The organism is Hyphomonas sp. CY54-11-8, from assembly GCF_000682735.1.
GTDB lineage: Bacteria > Pseudomonadota > Alphaproteobacteria > Caulobacterales > Hyphomonadaceae > Hyphomonas.
Genome location: NZ_AWFD01000038.1, coordinates 1 through 16,511, shown reverse-complemented (window position 1 = coordinate 16,511; position 16,511 = coordinate 1). Strand labels below are relative to the sequence as shown.

The 16,511-nt window shown below is 62.5% G+C and carries 16 protein-coding genes; 11 read left to right on the top strand and 5 right to left on the bottom strand.

What is annotated here, in order from left to right:
* Positions 1-79: 79 nt before the first annotated feature.
* Positions 80-949, top strand: a complete 870-nt coding sequence (gene murI / locus HY17_RS18170; protein ID WP_051600306.1) for a glutamate racemase — start codon at positions 80-82, stop codon at positions 947-949.
* Here murI and HY17_RS18165 read toward each other — a convergent pair.
* Complete coding sequence (locus HY17_RS18165; RefSeq protein WP_034769348.1) at positions 895-2,088, bottom strand: type III PLP-dependent enzyme; 1,194 nt, start codon at positions 2,086-2,088, stop codon at positions 895-897. The two genes, murI and HY17_RS18165, sit on opposite strands and share 55 nt — an antisense overlap.
* A 277-nt stretch (positions 2,089-2,365) precedes the next feature.
* Between HY17_RS18165 and HY17_RS18160 the strand changes: the two genes are divergently transcribed.
* Complete coding sequence (locus tag HY17_RS18160; RefSeq protein ID WP_034769347.1) at positions 2,366-3,475, top strand: substrate-binding domain-containing protein; 1,110 nt, start codon at positions 2,366-2,368, stop codon at positions 3,473-3,475.
* An 11-nt stretch (positions 3,476-3,486) separates the two neighbouring features.
* On the opposite strand, the gene HY17_RS18155 is transcribed toward HY17_RS18160, so the two are convergent.
* On the bottom strand, positions 3,487-4,665 hold the full coding sequence (locus HY17_RS18155) for a glycosyltransferase family 1 protein (protein ID WP_081813237.1): 1,179 nt from the start codon (positions 4,663-4,665) through the stop codon (positions 3,487-3,489).
* A 203-nt stretch (positions 4,666-4,868) separates the two neighbouring features.
* Here HY17_RS18155 and putA point away from each other — a divergent pair, with 203 nt between their 5' ends.
* Positions 4,869-8,003 carry a bifunctional proline dehydrogenase/L-glutamate gamma-semialdehyde dehydrogenase PutA gene (gene putA / locus HY17_RS18150; RefSeq protein ID WP_034769346.1) on the top strand — a complete coding sequence of 1,045 codons (3,135 nt, stop codon included), beginning with the start codon at positions 4,869-4,871 and terminating at the stop codon, positions 8,001-8,003.
* Positions 8,004-8,012: 9 nt separating this feature from the next.
* Positions 8,013-8,873 (top strand): DUF3298 and DUF4163 domain-containing protein, encoded by an 861-nt coding sequence (locus tag HY17_RS18145; protein WP_034769345.1) that lies wholly within the window; start codon positions 8,013-8,015, stop codon positions 8,871-8,873.
* A 3-nt stretch (positions 8,874-8,876) separates the two neighbouring features.
* On the opposite strand, the gene HY17_RS18140 is transcribed toward HY17_RS18145, so the two are convergent.
* The 3 genes from HY17_RS18140 to HY17_RS18130 all read right to left on the bottom strand — a co-directional run bounded on the left by HY17_RS18140 (position 8,877) and on the right by HY17_RS18130 (position 10,427).
* The gene (locus HY17_RS18140; protein WP_139068974.1) at positions 8,877-9,275 is read right to left on the bottom strand and encodes a DUF6265 family protein; all 399 of its coding nucleotides are present in this window, start codon (positions 9,273-9,275) and stop codon (positions 8,877-8,879) included.
* Positions 9,276-9,516: 241 nt separating this feature from the next.
* Entirely contained in the window at positions 9,517-9,948 is a 432-nt protein-coding gene (locus HY17_RS18135) for a PaaI family thioesterase (protein WP_034769343.1), read from the bottom strand.
* Positions 9,948-10,427 carry a PaaI family thioesterase gene (locus tag HY17_RS18130; RefSeq protein ID WP_051600305.1) on the bottom strand — a complete coding sequence of 160 codons (480 nt, stop codon included), beginning with the start codon at positions 10,425-10,427 and terminating at the stop codon, positions 9,948-9,950. Before HY17_RS18130 ends, HY17_RS18135 begins: the two co-directional genes overlap by 1 nt.
* 90 nt (positions 10,428-10,517) lie before the next feature.
* On the opposite strand from HY17_RS18130, the gene HY17_RS18125 reads away from it, so the two are divergent.
* From HY17_RS18125 to HY17_RS18095, 7 genes are all read left to right on the top strand, one after another.
* Positions 10,518-11,849, top strand: a complete 1,332-nt coding sequence (locus HY17_RS18125) for an NAD(P)/FAD-dependent oxidoreductase (protein WP_034769341.1) — start codon at positions 10,518-10,520, stop codon at positions 11,847-11,849.
* Positions 11,846-12,517 (top strand): M23 family metallopeptidase, encoded by a 672-nt coding sequence (locus HY17_RS18120; protein WP_051600304.1) that lies wholly within the window; start codon positions 11,846-11,848, stop codon positions 12,515-12,517. The genes HY17_RS18125 and HY17_RS18120 overlap by 4 nt, the downstream gene beginning before the upstream one ends.
* A gap of 91 nt (positions 12,518-12,608) precedes the next feature.
* A complete protein-coding gene (locus HY17_RS18115; protein WP_034769339.1) occupies positions 12,609-13,307 on the top strand; it encodes a DUF6498-containing protein in 699 nt (232 codons plus the stop codon).
* Between the two features lie 4 nt (positions 13,308-13,311).
* Positions 13,312-14,346 carry a hypothetical protein gene (locus tag HY17_RS18110; protein WP_034769337.1) on the top strand — a complete coding sequence of 345 codons (1,035 nt, stop codon included), beginning with the start codon at positions 13,312-13,314 and terminating at the stop codon, positions 14,344-14,346.
* 134 nt (positions 14,347-14,480) lie between these two features.
* The gene (locus tag HY17_RS18105) at positions 14,481-15,104 is read left to right on the top strand and encodes a TetR/AcrR family transcriptional regulator (protein WP_034769335.1); all 624 of its coding nucleotides are present in this window, start codon (positions 14,481-14,483) and stop codon (positions 15,102-15,104) included.
* 72 nt (positions 15,105-15,176) lie between these two features.
* The gene (locus tag HY17_RS18100; RefSeq protein ID WP_034769333.1) at positions 15,177-16,211 is read left to right on the top strand and encodes an alpha/beta hydrolase; all 1,035 of its coding nucleotides are present in this window, start codon (positions 15,177-15,179) and stop codon (positions 16,209-16,211) included.
* A 9-nt stretch (positions 16,212-16,220) separates the two neighbouring features.
* The coding region (locus HY17_RS18095; protein WP_034769329.1) for an alcohol dehydrogenase catalytic domain-containing protein at positions 16,221-16,511 on the top strand (291 nt) is incomplete at its 3' end.

The window sequence follows — 16,511 nt, the reverse complement described above, 5'->3', positions numbered from 1 at the left end:
ATCGATGCGCGCCGAGTCTGAAAATCGACCCGATTTCTGCCCCGTTTTCGCCGCCTGCGAATGCGAATAGGCTTGCATCATGCCTGAGACACTGCCCGGCAATTTCGTTCCGTCTCCCGCCCGCGGGCGGGTGCTCGTCTTCGATTCCGGGGTCGGGGGCCTGACGGTTGCGGAGGAGATCCGCGCGCTCGGCCCGGCGCTTGGCGTGCACTATGCTGCCGATTCCGGTTTCTTTCCCTATGGCGACAAGTCAGACGAAGCCCTGCGAGAGCGCCTGCCGAAAGTGGCCAAGGCGCTGTGCGACCGGGTGAAGCCGGACGTGTTCGTCATCGCCTGCAATACCGCCTCGACGCTCGCGCTGCAGGACGTGCGCGCGGTGCTCGACATCCCGGTTGTCGGCACCGTGCCGGCAATCAAGCCGGCTGCCCAGCTCACCCGCACCGGCACGGTCGGCCTGCTGGCAACGCCGGGCACGATCCGCCGGGCTTACACATCCGAACTGATCGAGACGTTCGCCGGCCACCTGCATGTCATCATGCATGGCAGTATCGAACTTGTCCGCCTGGCCGAAGCGCATGCGCGCGGCGAGGACATTCACATCGACCGGTTTGCCGAAGTGCAGGCGCCTTTGTTCGAGGTGCCGGGCGGGGAGAAGATCGATACGATCGTGCTCGCCTGCACCCATTTCCCGCTTGTGCGCGGCCAGCTGATCGCCAGCGCGCCCCAGCCTGTCAGCTATGTCGACTCAGGCGCAGCCATCGCCCGCCAGACAATCCGTGTGCTGCCGGCAGATACGAAGGCGCGTGGCATCGGCGGCCACGCCTTCCTGACGAGTTCGCCCGAAGACGAGGCGGATCTCGCGCTCGTCCTCAGGCGATACGGTTTTCCGGAACTTCAGCGCGTTGCCATCGACCCGATGGACACGACTTCGGCGCCGATCGACCCGTAGAGCGTCGGCCACGGGGCGTCCTGCACTTCCACCACTTCGGTTTCGCCGAAGCCGTTGAAGCGGCTGGACATGGCACGGCCATAGGCGCCGAGATTGCCGAATTCGATATAGTCGCCCTCGGCCAGGCCCGCCGGCAGCATGATCTCTTCCGGGAACTTGTCGGTCGAATCGCAGGTCGGGCCGTACACGGTGTAAGCCGTCATGCCATGCAGCTTGCGGCCGTCGCCAGCAATGGCGCGCTTCGGGAAGTTCCAGCGCTCGTGCACCGCATCGTAGAGGGCGCCATAGGAGCCGTCATTGATGTAGAGCGCGCCATCTTTCGCCAATTCGATACGGCACAGCAGGCTTTCCGACTCGGCGCAGAGCGCACGGCCCGGCTCGCACCACAGTTCAGCGTTTTCGAGAACGAACATGTTCTCGAACGAGGCTTCGACCATGGCGGCATAAGCGTCCAGCGAAGGCGGGGCGTTGTCTGCATAGATCGACGGGAAGCCGCCGCCGACATCGACGATGTCGACCGTGACACCTGCGGTGATGATGATGCGGGAGACGTCGGCCATGGCGGTTGCCCATGCCGTCGGCTGCATCGCCTGGCTGCCCACGTGGAACGACACGCCCAGCTCGTCTGCATAACGGCGGGCTTCGCGCAGGATCTCTGCAGCGTCGTCTGCACCGGCGCCGAACTTGCCGGCCAGCGGCAGGGCCGCGCCGTCGCAAGACACAGCAACACGGACGATGATCGTCAGGTCCGTCGCGTAGCCGGTTTCCTCGAGGATCTTGTTCAGCTCCGTCATCGTGTCGGTGACGAAGATGCGCACGCCGAATTCCTTGTAGGCACGGGCGATGGCACGGCGATTCTTCACCGGGTGCAGGAACGCAATGCGGGCTTCCGGGAACCGGGTACGGATCAGTTCGACTTCCGTGTCGGAGGCGCAGTCGAAGCTGCGCACGCCGCCGGCCCAGAGCGCGTCCAGAACATGCTCGGCCGGGTTTGCCTTCACGGCGTAGAACGGCTCGGCCGAGAACGAGTCATGGAACCATTTAGCGGCCGCAGTGACGCGCTCCGGACGGAAACACCATACGGGCAGGTCCGGCTGGGACGCACGAACAACATGAATGGGAGTAGCATAGGAGTGCATGACACCTAACCTCCAAAGGGCTTTTAACCAGCTTTGGGCGTTAGTACGGGGGCCCCCACCGAGTGGGTTAGCGCAGAGTGTCCGCCACATCTCTTTATTTCGAAGGGGCATGTAATGGACTACATCCGGGCGTGCAAGTGAATTTTTGGGCCGGGACTGAAATTTTTCACGAAACCTTCTTCATCCCGGCCTGTAGCAGTTACTGAAGAAGTCCTACCTTGTTTGGCGCCGGCCCGGATTCCGGATAGAGGCAGGCGCAACTGGGAAAGAGTCAGGCATGACACGCGCACTCTCTTCAGGCCTTGCGCCAATCCTTGCAGCCGCGGCCTTGTTGTTGGCGGCGGCGTGCGGACGCACGGACCTGTCAAAGCTGGAAGTGGGCGACCGGATCGTCACGCCATCCATCACCGGCGTGGATGCCGAAAAGATCAAGATTGTCGGATCGTCCACCGTCTCGCCCTTCGCCACGGCGGTTGCCGAACAGTTTGGCGCCGTCACCAAATGGCCGACACCGGTGGTGGAGACGACCGGGACGGGCGGCGGCTTCAAGGCCTTTTGTCTCGGCACGGGGCCGTCGCAGCCTTCGATCTCGGACGCGTCCCGCCCGATCAAGGAAGGGGAGCGGGCGCTTTGCGCTGCCAATGGCGTCAACAATCCCGCCGAAATCCGCGTCGGTTACGACGGTATCGTCATCGCCAATTCCAAGGCCGGGCCTGATTTCGACATCACCAAGGCCGAGCTCTACCGCGCGCTCGCCATGGAGCTGCCGGACGGTGAAGGCGGTTTCGTGCCCAATCCGTACAAGTCGTGGAACGAGGTGAGCCCGTCTCTCCCGGATGAGCCGATCCTCGTCTTTGGTCCGCCGCCGACCTCCGGTACGCGCGACGCTTTCGTCGAGCTCGGCATGGAGCATGGTGCGCTGGAGGATCCGCAGATGGCCGCACTGCGCGAGCAGGACGAGACGGCCTTCCTGCAACGTGCCCGGACGATCCGCACCGATGGCGCCTGGATCGACTTCGGCGAAAATGATGCCGCAGTCGTGCAGGCGCTGACCAAGACGCCGGCGGCCATCGGCATTCTTGGCTTTTCCTTCCTTGAGCAGAATTCAGACCGTGTGAAAGCCGGGCTCCTGTCCGGTGTTTCGCCGGACTTCGTGCATATCAAGGACGGGGAGTACGGCCTCTCCCGCATGCTCTACATCTATGTGAAGCGCGAGAATCTGGGTGTTGTGCCGGGGATCGCCGAGTTCGTGCAGGAATTCATATCCGATGGCGCCATGGGGCCGGATGGTTACTTGCTCGAAAAGGGCCTGATTCCGTTGACCGAAGAAGACCGTGCGGTCGAACAGGCGCGCGCTGCAGAGCTGAAAGACGCGCCCGCAGACTAGGGCGCCTTCGCCTAGGGCTTGTCGTCCGGCTCCTCGGAGGTTTCCGGTGCTTCCTTCGGTTTCGGGCTGAGGTCCAGCAGGGGCGGGATCACCAATTCCAGCGGTTTCTTGCGACGCCGTAGGCGGATCTTCTGCCAGAAACGTTTCCGCGCCGGTGCGGGCAGGGGCTGCAGGTTTTCGATGAACGCTTCTGCGCAGGCCCGCCAGCTATAGCCTTCGGCATATTTGCGGCACGTCTCGCGGTTGAGATCGAGGCAGGCGATCGCGCCTGCGGCGAGGTCTCCGTCGACCGGCGTGATGGTGCCGGCATTCGAGCCCGGGATCACATCGCGCGGGCCGGTCGCATCATAGGCGGCTACCGGCGTGCCGGACGACATGGCCTCCAGGACGACCAGGCCAAACGTGTCCGTCAGGCTGGGGAACACGAACACGTCCGCGCTGGCATAGACGGTGGCGAGGTCCTCATTGAACCGCGCCCCGAGGAATTTGACGTCCGGATAGCGCTTCTTGAGTTCCTCGCGCTGCGGGCCGTCGCCGACGATGACCTTGGTGCCGGGCAGGTCCAGCTCGGCAAAGGCTTCGATATTCTTCTCCACCGCCACGCGGCCGACATTCAGGAAGATCGGGCGCTTCAGGCCCTCGAACGGATCGCCTGGCTGGCCTTCCTCGATCCGGCGGGACGGGTTGAAAAGGTCCGTATCCACCCCGCGGCCCCAGGCGACGAGATTGATGAAGTTCTTGACCCGCAGCTCCTCCACCATGGAGGGCGTCGGCACCATCACCTTGCCGGAATACTTGTGGAACCAGCGGACGAAATTGTAGCCCCAGGAGATCGGGATCGGCAGGCGGGCGCTCACATATTCCGGGAAACGGGTGTGATAGGCGGTCGAAAAGGGGTGCTTGATCTTCAGGCACATGGCCCGGCCTGCCATGCCCAGCGTGCCCTCGGTCGCGATATGGATGGCGTCCGGCTCGAATTCGTTGAACCGTTCCTCGATTTCACCCCGGGCGAACAGGGCAAGCTTGATTTCGGGATAGGTCGGCAGCGGCATGGTCATGAACCCCTGACCAGGATGCACGATCTCCCATTCATGGCCCAGCGCCTCTGATTCGGCGATAACGCGCTTCATGGTGCGCACGACGCCGTTGACCTGAGGGTCCCAGGCGTCTGTCACGAGCATGATCCGCATGTGGACTCCCATCAATGCCACGCAGCCGAGCGCAACATGGCGGGCTTGGGCGGTATGGTAAAGGCCTGAAACGCTGTCCACTCCCCTCGCAACCGGCCGTCGAAGTCGATATAGATTTTCCCTGAATTCGGTGGAACCCGTACAAGTCCTGCCCCGTTAGTACGTTTTTGTGCCAAAACCATTGCCAGAAGGGAACTCTATTTATGTCCGACACCCTTGCCGCCACTCGGTTCGTCTGGGACGCGCTCGATTCCAACAAATTTGTGGATGAGGAGGCGTTGCTGGAGGATCTGCTGAAGGAGACACCCGTCAGCGACGATCTGCGACAGGCGGCCATGCGGCGGGCGCTCGACCTCGTCGAGACGGCGCGGGCGACCGGGCGCCGCAAGGGTATGATGGAGAGTTTCCTGGAGGAGTTCGGCCTGTCGAACGCCGAGGGCCTCGCCCTGATGTGCCTTGCCGAGGCGCTGTTGCGCGTGCCGGACGCCGAAACCCGCGATGACCTGATCGCCGAGAAAATCCGCTCGGGAAACTGGGGCTCGCATCAGGGCCAATCGGAATCCTGGCTGGTCAATGCGTCCACCTGGGGCCTGATGCTGACGGGCCGTGTGATCGGTGTGCCTGCGGCGGCCAAGAAAGGCCCCGGCCATTTTGTCTCCAGTCTCGTGCGCGAAAGCGGCGAGCCGGTGATCCGCGCTGCCATGATGCAGGCCATGCGGATCATGGGCGAGCAGTTCGTCCTTGGCCGGAACGTGAAGGACGCGCTAAAGCGCGGCACCCGGATGGTCCGCCAGGGCGATGCGGCGAATTTCAGTTTCGACATGCTGGGGGAGGGCGCCCGCACTGCCGCCGATGCCGAACGCTATCTGAAAGCCTATCAGGGCGCCATCGAACAGGTTGCCGCCAGCAAGGACAAGTCCGTTGCGCCGGAAGCGTCCAATGGTGTGTCGGTCAAGCTCTCCGCGCTGCACCCGCGCTATGAGGCGGTCAATGAGGCCCGCGTGATGGAGGAGATCTATCCCGGCCTGCTGGGGCTCTGCAAACAGGCGGCGGATGCGAACATCAATCTTTGTCTTGATGCGGAGGAAGCCGACCGGCTGGTCATCTCGCTCAAGCTGATGGAGGCTCTTGCGCGCGAACCGTCCCTGAAAGGCTGGAACGGTCTCGGCATTGCCGTGCAAGCCTATCAGAAACGCGCCCGCGGCGTGATCGAGAAGCTGAAGCAGCTGGCTGGCGACACCCGCCGGCGTTTCATGGTGCGTCTTGTGAAAGGTGCTTACTGGGATAGTGAGATCAAGCACGCCCAGGTCGAAGGTTTCCCGAACTTCCCGGTCTTCACGACCAAACAGGGCACGGACTTCCACTATCTTGCCTGCGCCAAACAATTGCTGGAGGCGAGCCCGGTCCTCTATCCGCAATTCGCGACCCACAATGCCCACACGCTGGCGACGGTGGACCTGATGGCAGACTCCATGGGCGTGACCGCATTCGAATTCCAGCGCCTGCACGGCATGGGCGAGGCGCTCTACGCCGCGGCCAAGGCTGGTAGCAAGGTGCGGGTCTATGCGCCTGTCGGTGCGCACAAGGATCTGCTGCCCTATCTCGTCCGCCGCCTGCTGGAGAATGGCGCGAACACGAGTTTCGTACATTCCTTCCTCGATCCGGACGTGCCGGCCGAACAGGTCGTTGCCGATCCGATCACCAAGGTCGAAGCTGGTCCGCGTCGCCATCCGCGCATTCCCACGCCGCCGCGCCTTTACGGGCCGGAGCGGCGCAATTCCTCCGGCATGGACCTGTCGCAGCAGAATGTACGCGACGACATCGCCGGAGCGATCCGCATCTTCCGCGACAGCCCGGTCATCGCTGCGGGCGCCATCGTCTCCGGCAAACCGGACACGGGCGGGGGCGAGCTGTGCCGCGTGCCGTTCCACACGGAAACCGTGCTCGGGGCCTGCAAGGAAGCCAGCGAAGAGGCGATGGACCGCGCGCTCGATGCAGCCGTCAAGTTCCAGCCGGAATGGGACAAGCTCGGCGGGCCGCAGCGGGCAAGCCACCTTCGCGCCATGGCCGAAGCGCTGGAAAGCAACATGCCGCGCCTCATCGCCCTGATGGCACGCGAGACCGGCAAGACGCTCAATGACGGCATCGCCGAAGTACGCGAAGCGGTCGACTTCCTGCGGTATTATGCGATGGGCGCCGAGAAGGATTTCGCCGCGCCGGTGCGCCTGCCAGGACCGACGGGTGAGACGAATCATCTGTCCCTGCACGGACGGGGTGTGTTCTGCTGCATCAGCCCATGGAACTTCCCGCTGGCCATCTTCACCGGCCAACTCGCCGCGGCGCTTGCCGCCGGTAACACGGTCGTGGCGAAGCCAGCCGAACAATCGCCGCTGATTGCCTTCGAAGCCGTGAGGCTTTTCCACAAGGCGGGCCTGCCGGTCGATGCCTTGCATCTCTTGCCCGGCAAGGGCGAGACGGTCGGTGCGAAGCTGACCTCCGACCTTCGTGTCTCCGGCGTCTGTTTTACCGGCGGTACGAACACAGCTCGCCTGATCAATCGCACGCTGGCAGAGCGCAATGGGCCGATCATTCCGCTGATCGCGGAGACGGGTGGCCTCAACGGCCTGTTCGTGGATACGACCGCCCTGCGCGAACAGGTGCTCGACGACATGATCATCTCCGCCTTCGGGTCAGCGGGCCAGCGCTGTTCCGCGCTGCGGGTCGCCTTCCTGCCGAATGAAACGGCAGACCACCTGATCGAGAGCCTGATCGGGGCGATGAACGAGCTGAAGCTGGGTGACCCGGCCCAGCCCGACACGGATATCGGTCCCGTCATCGATGCAGAATCCCGCGACATGTTGCAGGCCCACCTCGACGATATGAAGTCGCGGGCGAAAGTCCTGCATCAGGTCGATGCCGGCGTCATTGGTACGGAAGGCTATGGCTTCGGTCCGGCTCTGGTCGAGCTTTCCTCGCTCGATCAGATCACGGAAGAGAAGTTCGGCCCCATCCTGCATGTGATCCGCTACGATCCGGACGACATCGATGAGGTCGGCGCCAAACTCCACGCCAAGGGCTATGGCCTGACGCTGGGCGTGCATTCGCGTCTCGACAGCTTCTACAAGGAAGTCCGCGAGGCCTGTCCGGTGGGCAACACCTATGTGAACCGGTCGATGATCGGCGCCGTTGTGGGCGTCCAGCCCTTCGGCGGGGAAGGCCTTTCCGGGACCGGCCCCAAAGCGGGCGGGCCGCATTATCTTCATCGCTTCGCCGCAGAAAGGGCGCTGACCGTGAATATCACGGCACAAGGTGGTGACGCCGAACTGCTCAGCCTGTAGAGAATAGCGATGAAACGAGCCCTGCTTCTGTCCGCCGCCCTGATGCTGGCGATTGTTCCGGCTGCCTGCGGACAGGCAGGCGAGACGGCGGAGACGCCGGACACAGTGGTGCAGGTGGCCGGGGCCGACGGTGCGGCGACGGATCCGCAGGACATGTCCACAGCGGACATGCCGCGTTTCCTTCTTGTGGACACTGAGACTCTGAAGGCCGACGTCCGGTTCGAGGAAGCGATCTTCTCCCTGGCGCCCGCCATCGCGGCAGACCTCATCGAAGATGCGAATGGCCGGATCGAGGCCATGCAGGAAGATGCAGACACCTACAAGGACGCCGACCCGGAATATTTCCGGCCCTATGGCCTGAAGATCGACTGGCGTCTCACCGGTGCGGCGGGAACACTCGCCGGGCTGGAAGGGTTTATCTTCACCTTCACCGGCGGGGCGCATGGCAACTACATGACCGATGCGCGCATCTATGACACGCAAACCGGCGAGCGGATGCGGGCAGGGGATCTGTTTGCAAACCGCGCCGCTGCCGCCAGCGCATTTGCCCCCATTGTGTTCGAAGGCATTGCCGAAGCGAAGGTCCAGCGCAGCGGGTCACCTGACAGCCGGGACACTTTCCTCGGCGAAGCGAAAGACGCGCTCGGTGACCTCGATGTCCTCTCAGGAGAGATCAGCCTGATCGCCTCCACTGAAACGGACAAGCTCGGTGGCATCGTCCTGCATTTTGCCCCCTATGAAATCGGTTCGTATGCGGAAGGGGCCTATCATGTCACCCTGCCGCAGGCCGGTTTCCATGACCTGTTGAAGCCGGAATATGCGGACTTGTTTGCCGGAGACCCGGCAGACATCCAGCGCTTCGGCGATTGACCTCTAGTCTCTGCAGGCGCGGAAGGCGAAGCCCTGTCCTTCCGAGCCGTCGATCAGCGAAATTTCCGCCGTCATCCGGTCCCCGTCGCGAGCATAGCGGATGCGCTGGGGATAATCGTGACTGGCGTCTGCAAAGACGATGAATTTTTCGCCCCGCTCGATTTCGGTGAAGCGGAAGGGGCCCTCGCCGCCCGGATAGGCGTTGAATGTGAAGGCCTTGCCGGGGTGGATGCGGGACTGTTCGAAGAAGGTGACGGCTTCGCCTTTCAGGGACATCGCATAGCCGAACAGGTAGCCATGATCCGGCGCCGACCAGACTTCGCGATAGTCTCCGTCGGCATTCTCCCAGCAGCCGCTGATCCAGCCCAAAGGGTGGTCGCTTGTCGCCGCCGGCGCCGTCACGCAGCCTCCCAGAAGGAGGCAGGCAGCCAGCGCGCGCTTCATCGCATGCCTTGAAGTGCAAATGGGTGAGTCACGATTTCCCCTTGTCCCGATGCCGGAGATTAGGGGGCCCGCCACAGGATAGGCAATAGAGGACTCATGCCCGGCTTTGAGCGGCGCAAATCCGGGCCGTCTTCATGGTGAGTACATGGTGTATTCATTGGATTGTTCATTGCCTGAAGGCGGCCTTATCCAACTCACCTCAGTCGCCGCTTACCTTGAAGTGCGCCAGCAGGCTGGTGACCGGTTTGGACCGCTCGTCCTGCCAGGCCTCGGCTCGCACCGAGCACATGCGCCGGCCCATCTTGGTGATGGTGGCGCGGGCAAACGTGTCCTTGGCGTGGCCCTGGCGGAGATAATCGATCGTAATGTTGATCGGCCGCGGCGGGCGCTCCAGATGCTCAGTCACGAGGTAGACCTGCGCCATGGCGGTCAGTTCCAGGAAGGCGGCAATGGCGCCTCCATGCAGAGCCTGGATTGTGAAATTGCCGATCAGTTTCTGCTGGAACGGCATGATGGCGGTCATCTCGTCGCCCATGACTTCGCAGCGCATGCCGATTTCCTGCGCGAAGGGCGTGCGGCCGAGGAAGGCCTGAACCTGTTCGCCGCGGGTGGGGAGAAGATCGTCAGACATTAGAACTCCCTCAGCGACTCGACCGAGCGGGGCTTGTTGATGGCAAAGGCGCCTGCAGCGGTGGCGATCACCTTGTCCCGGCTCTCATGATAGGCCCAGGCATGGGTGAAGCAGACATTGCGGGTGATGTGATAGCACTCGGCCTCGCCAAGGATTTCCCGGTGCGGCTCTGCCGGGCGCATATAGTCGATGCGCAGGTCCAGAGTGGAGACGAAGCGGGCTTTTTCGAGCGAGGAACTTGCGGCCATGCCGGACAGGTTGTCGAGGAAAGACGTCAGCACGCCGCCATGGATCACGCCGGTGTCCGGGTCGCCAACAAGGCGCTCCTTCCAGGGCTGCACGCCCCAGACGCGGCCCTTTTCCAGCTTCGTCACGCGGAAGCTCATCCGGCGTCCCCACGGGATGCCACCGGTCATGATGTCCAGGTTTTCTCCCATAACCTGCCACGGTTCGGCAGTTGGCGTGGCGTCATCTTCCATATGGGCCCTCATTCATTTGACCTGCATTTCGCCTCGGATAACATCCGCAAGGGCGAGAACATACATATGACCTGAGGTCAGGAGGAAACAATGGCATTTGAGGGAACGGGCAAGCCGAAAACCTGCATTATCGGCGCAGGATGTTCGGGCTTCACCATGGCGAAGCGGTTGAAAGACCGGGGCCTGCCCTATGATTGTTTCGAGATGTCGGACAATATCGGCGGGAACTGGTACTACAAGAACCCCAATGGTGCCTCGTCCTGCTACCAGTCGCTGCACATCGATACGTCGAAGTGGCGCCTCGCCTTCGAGGATTATCCCGTGCCGGAAGACTGGCCGGATTTCCCGCATCACGCCCAGCTGCTGCAGTACTTCCACGACTATGTGGATCATTTCGGCCTGCGCGAGACGATCACCTTCAATACGGCTGTGACGAATGTCGAAGACCTGCCGGGCGGGCGCTGGAAAGTGACACTATCGACCGGCGAGACGCGCGAATACGATGCCGTCGTGGTCGCCAATGGTCACCACTGGGACCCGCGCACGCCGACCTATCCCGGGCATTTCGATGGTTACCAGGTCCATTCCCACAACTATACCGACCCGTTCGAGCCTTACGATTTCCGCGGCAAGCGCGTGATGATCGTCGGGGCAGGGAACTCCGCGATGGATATCTCGTCGGAACTGTCCCAGCGCCCGCTGGCGGAAAAGCTGTTCATCTCCATGCGCCGGGGCGTCTGGGTGATGCCGAAATACATGGACGGCAAGCCGGCCGACAAGGCGGTGCTGCCGGCCTGGATGCCGGCCAGCCTCGGACGCAAGCTCGCGCGCAAGAAGATCAAGAAGACCATCGGCATGATGGAAGACTATGGCCTGCCAAAGCCGGACCATGAGCCGCTGGAAGGCCACCCCTCTGTCTCCGGCGAGTTCCTGACCCGCGTGGGTTGCGGCGACATTACGCCGAAGCCCGGCATCGAGAAGCTGGACGGCGACGGCGTGATCTTCACCGACGGCACGCGCGAGAAGATCGATGCGATCGTCTGGGCGACGGGCTACAATGTCACTTTCCCATTCCTCAAGCAGGACGACCTGACCCCGAAGGAGAATGTCTTCCCGCTCTACAAGCGCATGGTGAAGCCCGGCCGCGAGACGATCTTCTTCCTCGGCCTCGCCCAGCCGCTGCCGACGCTGGTGAACTTTGCAGAGCAGCAGTCAAAGCTGGTGGCTGCGGCCCTTGATGGCGAGTACGCTTTCCCCGACGCTGCCGAAATGGAACGCATTACGGTCGCGGACGAGAAGGAGCACCTCGGGCACTTCTATGACAGCCCGCGCCACCGCATGCAGGTAGACTTCAACCTCTATTGCCGGGACCTCTTGAAGGAGATCGAAAAAGGCATGAAACGCGCGAAAGTTCCCGCATGAGGCAGCTGCTGGGGGCTGCACTCACGCTTGTTTTCCTCGCTGGTTGCGCCTCTTCGCCGGCCCCGACACAGGTGCGGACCTACACGCCGCCACCGGGCCCGCCGCAGGTTACTGCAGCACAAGGCAGCTTCCAGCCGAACGCCTATCTCCGCTCCTGTGGGGGCATCTACGTTACCAATGCACCGCCCATGGATCGCGATTTCTGGGTGGTCGATTACAAGCCGATCATCGTCGTCGGCTCGGTCGTTCTGGCGACGGCGCCAGCCAACGATGTGTGCCTCTCGTCAGGCTTCGGCATTCGCTCCGCCCGGCGCCATGACGGGATCGACCTGCAATCCATTCCGGCCGGGCCGATCTATGCCGCCGCGCCGGGGCGCATTCTCGAAGCACGCGTTTCGACCGGCTATGGCAATATGGTCCTGATTGATCATGGCGGCGGCGTATACACGCGCTACGCTCACCTTGCGCACTTTGCTCAGGGGATCCGCACCGGCGCGGAAGTGGGTTTCGGGCAGGAGCTTGGCATGATGGGCAGGTCTGGCAATGCGACAGCCATCCACCTCCATTTCGAGATCCTGACGGGCAACTACAATAATCCGAAAGGGTCCAAAGGGCTGGCGCCCCGCAACCCGTTCGAGTTTCCGGCCTACGATCCAGCGGGCAGCTGATACACAAAAGGGTGGAGGGACAAGACATGGTGAGGCGCTTTTCGACCTGGGCCGCTGGCCTAGTCATTGCAGCCTGTGCGCAGGTGCCGGAATGAACCGCTTTTTCGACCCTGACCTGTTTGCCCGGACCTATCGGGACCCGCTGGCCTGGCTGACCCTGTTGGTCGACTTGCTGCCCATCATCGCAGTGATTTTCTTCGGCTGGAAAGCTGTGCCGCTGGTGGCGCTCTACTGGCTGGAGAATTTGGTCATCGGCGCCTTCACTATTTTCCGCATGCTGGGAACGATTGCCGCCAACGCCCTGAACATCCCCATTGCGTTGTTTATGGTTCCGTTCTTCACAGTGCACTATGGCATGTTCTGCTTCGGCCATGGCATTTTCCTGAGCGCTTTTGCGGGTGGGAAGGTTGGCGATGCAGCCCCCGGAATCGATGGGATGCGGACGCTGGTCGACTGGGCCCTCGGCACCGGTCCCTATATGTTGTGGTTCATTGGCGCGATCATCCTCGTGAACGCGATTTTCTATCTGGTCGATTTCATCGGCCGCGGAGACTACCGGAATACGCAGCTGCCCGTCGAAATGTTCGCGCCCTATGGCCGGATCGTCACCCTGCACGTTGCGATCATTCTGGGGGCAGGCCTGATGCTGGCAGTCGGCCAGCCGCTGCTCGGCGTACTGATCCTGATCATCCTGCGCGTCGCGTTCGGCATGATCCTGAACATGCTTCGTCGACGGAAGATTGAGGGTGGCGGCAGCAAGCTCATGAATGCGGTAGCAGAAGCAGGATAGGGCCATGACACTGAACATTGCTGCGATCGAGGCACAGGCAGAGCTGCATCACCAGTGCCTGCTCGGGCTGGAATTGATGGTCGCAACGCGGGAAGGGCCAGAAGTCGTCGGCGACTGGATGTTCCGCCTGTTCCGCCGCCAGCATGAAGACAAGTTCCTGTCATCCTTCCGCAAGCTGGGTCTTGATGGCCTGCCGGACGCGGTGGCCTGCGCGAAGTATCACGTGCTTTCCAATGGGGTCGGCGGCGTGGCGGTCGAATACATGGAAGAGAGCGATACCAAGGCCTGGGTCCGCTTCCGTTATCCGCGCTGGATGTATGATGGCGCCGTGATCTGCGGCGTGCCGGTGGAGGCCAGCCGGGGCTTCCTGCGCGGCTGGTATGGACAGAACGGTGTCTCGCTCGGCAATCCGCGCCTCGGCTTTGTCTGCGTATCGGAAGACATGACCGGCCAGTTTGGCCTCTGCGGATATTTCCGGGAATATGACCACGACCTGTCGGACGAGGAGCGCCTCCGGTTCGCGCCGGACGAGCGCCCGCCGCCTTTCGATCCGGCGAAGCAGCCGGAACCACCCCCCGGGGAGTGGAGTGCGGAGCGCCTTGCCAAGGCCAACCGGAACTATGCGGTCGAGTATATCCGCAACGGTGTGCGCGAACTGGTCAATGTACTGGGGCAGGACCGGGCACTTGAGCTCTGCCATCTTGCCGCGCGCCTGACGGGCCTGCAGCATTTCCGGCGCATGGCCGATGCTGTCGGCGGCGTCGATGGCGGCCCTGCAGAGGCGGCCAAATTCCTGGCCGCCATGTTCGCCGGCATGGGCGATGAAGCCCATGTCGAAATTGCCGGAGACGGGGCCATTGTTCGGCAGTCCGGGCTCCGGATCGTGCGCGGTCTGGACGGCGCCGAACGCGACAATCTCCTGTCCTGCTGGACCGAAATCTGGCGCGGCGCCGTGCATTCTCAGCGGGCCTTCATGGATGTGGCCTGCGAACCGTCAGGAGATGGCCTGACGTGGCGGATCAGCCTCGCTGCACAGTAACCCGCATAAACCGCTGGCAATCCGGCAAACCCCTGATTCTTTTGAGACGAAATGCATTGCAGCCTTGCAGTGTTATAAAGTTGACACATGATGACGCCTTCGGCGACGATGTCGTCAGGTGAGGACAGGTATTCATGACGATTGACGTGAAAACGGCAGGCAAATCCGGCAAACGAGCGCGCTCAAAAGCTGCGAACCGCCGGGCGATTCTGGATGCTGGCCGGCGCGTATTCGCTCGCATCGGGTTCGAAGCAACGACGGTGCGTGACATCATCCGGGAAACCGACCTCGCCGCAGGGACGTTCTACAACTACTTCAAGTCCAAGGAAGAAGTGTTCGAGGCAATCGCCGAGGATTCCACGCGCCACTTCCGGGAACTTCTGAAAGACGTCCGCGCCAGCGCCCGCACAGCGCATGACTACATGCACGACGCCTACTACGCCTATTTCAGCTTCATTGCCGAAGAGAACCGGCAGGCCCTGTCCGAAGGGGCGCCGCACATGGCGCTGATCGGTGTCCGGGTGGATACGCCGGAAATGTCCGCCGTTGCCGCCGAAATCCGGTCGGACCTTGAGCGCATCCTGTCCGCGGATACCTCCTCAACGATCGATATCGACTATCTGACTGCTGCCGCCATCGGTACCGCCCGGGAAATGGGTGAAATCATGCTGCTGCGCCGGCCGGTTGATGTGGAAGGCGCGACAGAGTTTGCCTCGCGCATGCTGATGGCCGGCGTGAAGGAACTTGCCGCGAAGTAAGCCTGTTGCCCCCTTGGCGAGCGAGGCAGGGCAGGTCTAAGCTTTGCCTGACAATACAACAGGGGAGCGGCCATGAGCCTTCAGCAGACCATCACCAAGCTCGTCATGAAACTGCCGGGCGGCCTGCTCGTGAAAATGGCGGGCGGCAAACCGCTGACCATCCGCGGCCGTACGCTTGAGCCGCAGCTGCAGCTGATGGCGTGGAACGGCCGTAATGCGCCGCCGCTTTCCAGCCTGCCAGCGGAAACCGTCCAGGCGGTCACCAAGGAAACGCTCGCCTCCGTCGCCGCGCCCATCGAACCTGGTGTGCGGACGGAAGACCTGACCATTCCGGGCCCGAACCAGAACCAGATTCCGGCCCGCATTTACCGTCCAGACGGCCAGGATCCGAAAGCGCCGCTGATGGTCTACTACCATATGGGCGGCGGCGTGATCGGGGATCTGGAAACCTGCCATGCCTGGTGCTCCATTCTTGCCAGCCGCGTGAAATGTCCCGTCCTGTCAGTGGACTACCGCCTCGCGCCCCAGCACAAATTCCCGGCCGGCATCGATGATTGCTGCGCAGCCTATGAATGGGGCATGCGCAATGCTGCGAAATTCGGTGCGCCGGAAGGTGTTGCGGCCGTGGGCGGCGATTCCATGGGTGGTAATTTCTCGGCGATCATCGCACAGGAGATGCAGCGCGAGGACAAACCCCTGCCGGCGATGCAGCTGTTGATCTATCCGGCCATCGATCTGGTCGAGGAGTTTCCGTCCCGCAAGGAATTCAGCGAGACCTTCTCCCTGTCCACAGACACGATGGACTGGTTCATGGAGCAATACCTGCCGGAAGGCTTCGACAAGTCCGACAAGATGCTGTCGCCGGGCCAGACAGGGCATCTCGATGGCCTGCCGCCGGCAGTCGTTATCACGGCCGGGCACGATCCGCTGTGCGACGAGGGCGATGACTATGCCCGCCGCCTGAAGGATGCCGGCGTGCCGGTGATCCACAAATGCTACGACAATCTCGCGCACGCCTTCACCGCCTTCACGCTGATCTCGCCGGGCTCGCGCAAGGCCTGTCTGGAAATCGCGGACATGGTCCGCACCGTCTACTCAAAGCTCTAGGAGCGCCGCTTGAAAGCGCTAGTCTGTCACCAGATCACGGATGACTTTTCCGGGCTGGAGGTGCGGGATATTCCCGTGCCGCAGCCGGGAGAAGGCGAGGTTCTGGTTCGCGTAAAAGCCGCCGGGGTAAACTTCCCGGACCTCCTGATGAGCCGGGGCAAGTATCAGTTCAAACCGGAACTGCCGTTCACGCTCGGTATGGAAGTCGCGGGCGTGATCGAAGCGGTTGGTGAGGGTGTCGCGGAGTGGAAACCCGGCGACGAAGTGATCGGCGGCAACAAGACCGGCGCCTATGCGGAA

Excerpts from the sequence above, each read along its gene's own strand:
- HY17_RS18135 (WP_034769343.1), bottom strand. The coding sequence starts at position 9,948 with ATGTCTGACGATCTTCTCCCCACCCGCGGCGAACAGGTTCAGGCCTTC.
- HY17_RS18155 (WP_081813237.1), bottom strand. The coding sequence starts at position 4,665 with ATGCGGATCATGCTCGTGACAGACGCCTGGGACCCTCAGGTCAACGGC.
- HY17_RS18115 (WP_034769339.1), top strand. The coding sequence starts at position 12,609 with ATGAACCGCTTTTTCGACCCTGACCTGTTTGCCCGGACCTATCGGGAC.
- HY17_RS18120 (WP_051600304.1), top strand. The coding sequence starts at position 11,846 with ATGAGGCAGCTGCTGGGGGCTGCACTCACGCTTGTTTTCCTCGCTGGT.
- HY17_RS18110 (WP_034769337.1), top strand. The coding sequence starts at position 13,312 with ATGACACTGAACATTGCTGCGATCGAGGCACAGGCAGAGCTGCATCAC.
- HY17_RS18145 (WP_034769345.1), top strand. The coding sequence starts at position 8,013 with ATGAAACGAGCCCTGCTTCTGTCCGCCGCCCTGATGCTGGCGATTGTT.
- HY17_RS18105 (WP_034769335.1), top strand. The coding sequence starts at position 14,481 with ATGACGATTGACGTGAAAACGGCAGGCAAATCCGGCAAACGAGCGCGC.
- HY17_RS18100 (WP_034769333.1), top strand. The coding sequence starts at position 15,177 with ATGAGCCTTCAGCAGACCATCACCAAGCTCGTCATGAAACTGCCGGGC.
- HY17_RS18160 (WP_034769347.1), top strand. The coding sequence starts at position 2,366 with ATGACACGCGCACTCTCTTCAGGCCTTGCGCCAATCCTTGCAGCCGCG.
- HY17_RS18130 (WP_051600305.1), bottom strand. The coding sequence starts at position 10,427 with ATGGAAGATGACGCCACGCCAACTGCCGAACCGTGGCAGGTTATGGGA.
- murI (WP_051600306.1), top strand. The coding sequence starts at position 80 with ATGCCTGAGACACTGCCCGGCAATTTCGTTCCGTCTCCCGCCCGCGGG.
- HY17_RS18165 (WP_034769348.1), bottom strand. The coding sequence starts at position 2,088 with ATGCACTCCTATGCTACTCCCATTCATGTTGTTCGTGCGTCCCAGCCG.
- HY17_RS18125 (WP_034769341.1), top strand. The coding sequence starts at position 10,518 with ATGGCATTTGAGGGAACGGGCAAGCCGAAAACCTGCATTATCGGCGCA.
- putA (WP_034769346.1), top strand. The coding sequence starts at position 4,869 with ATGTCCGACACCCTTGCCGCCACTCGGTTCGTCTGGGACGCGCTCGAT.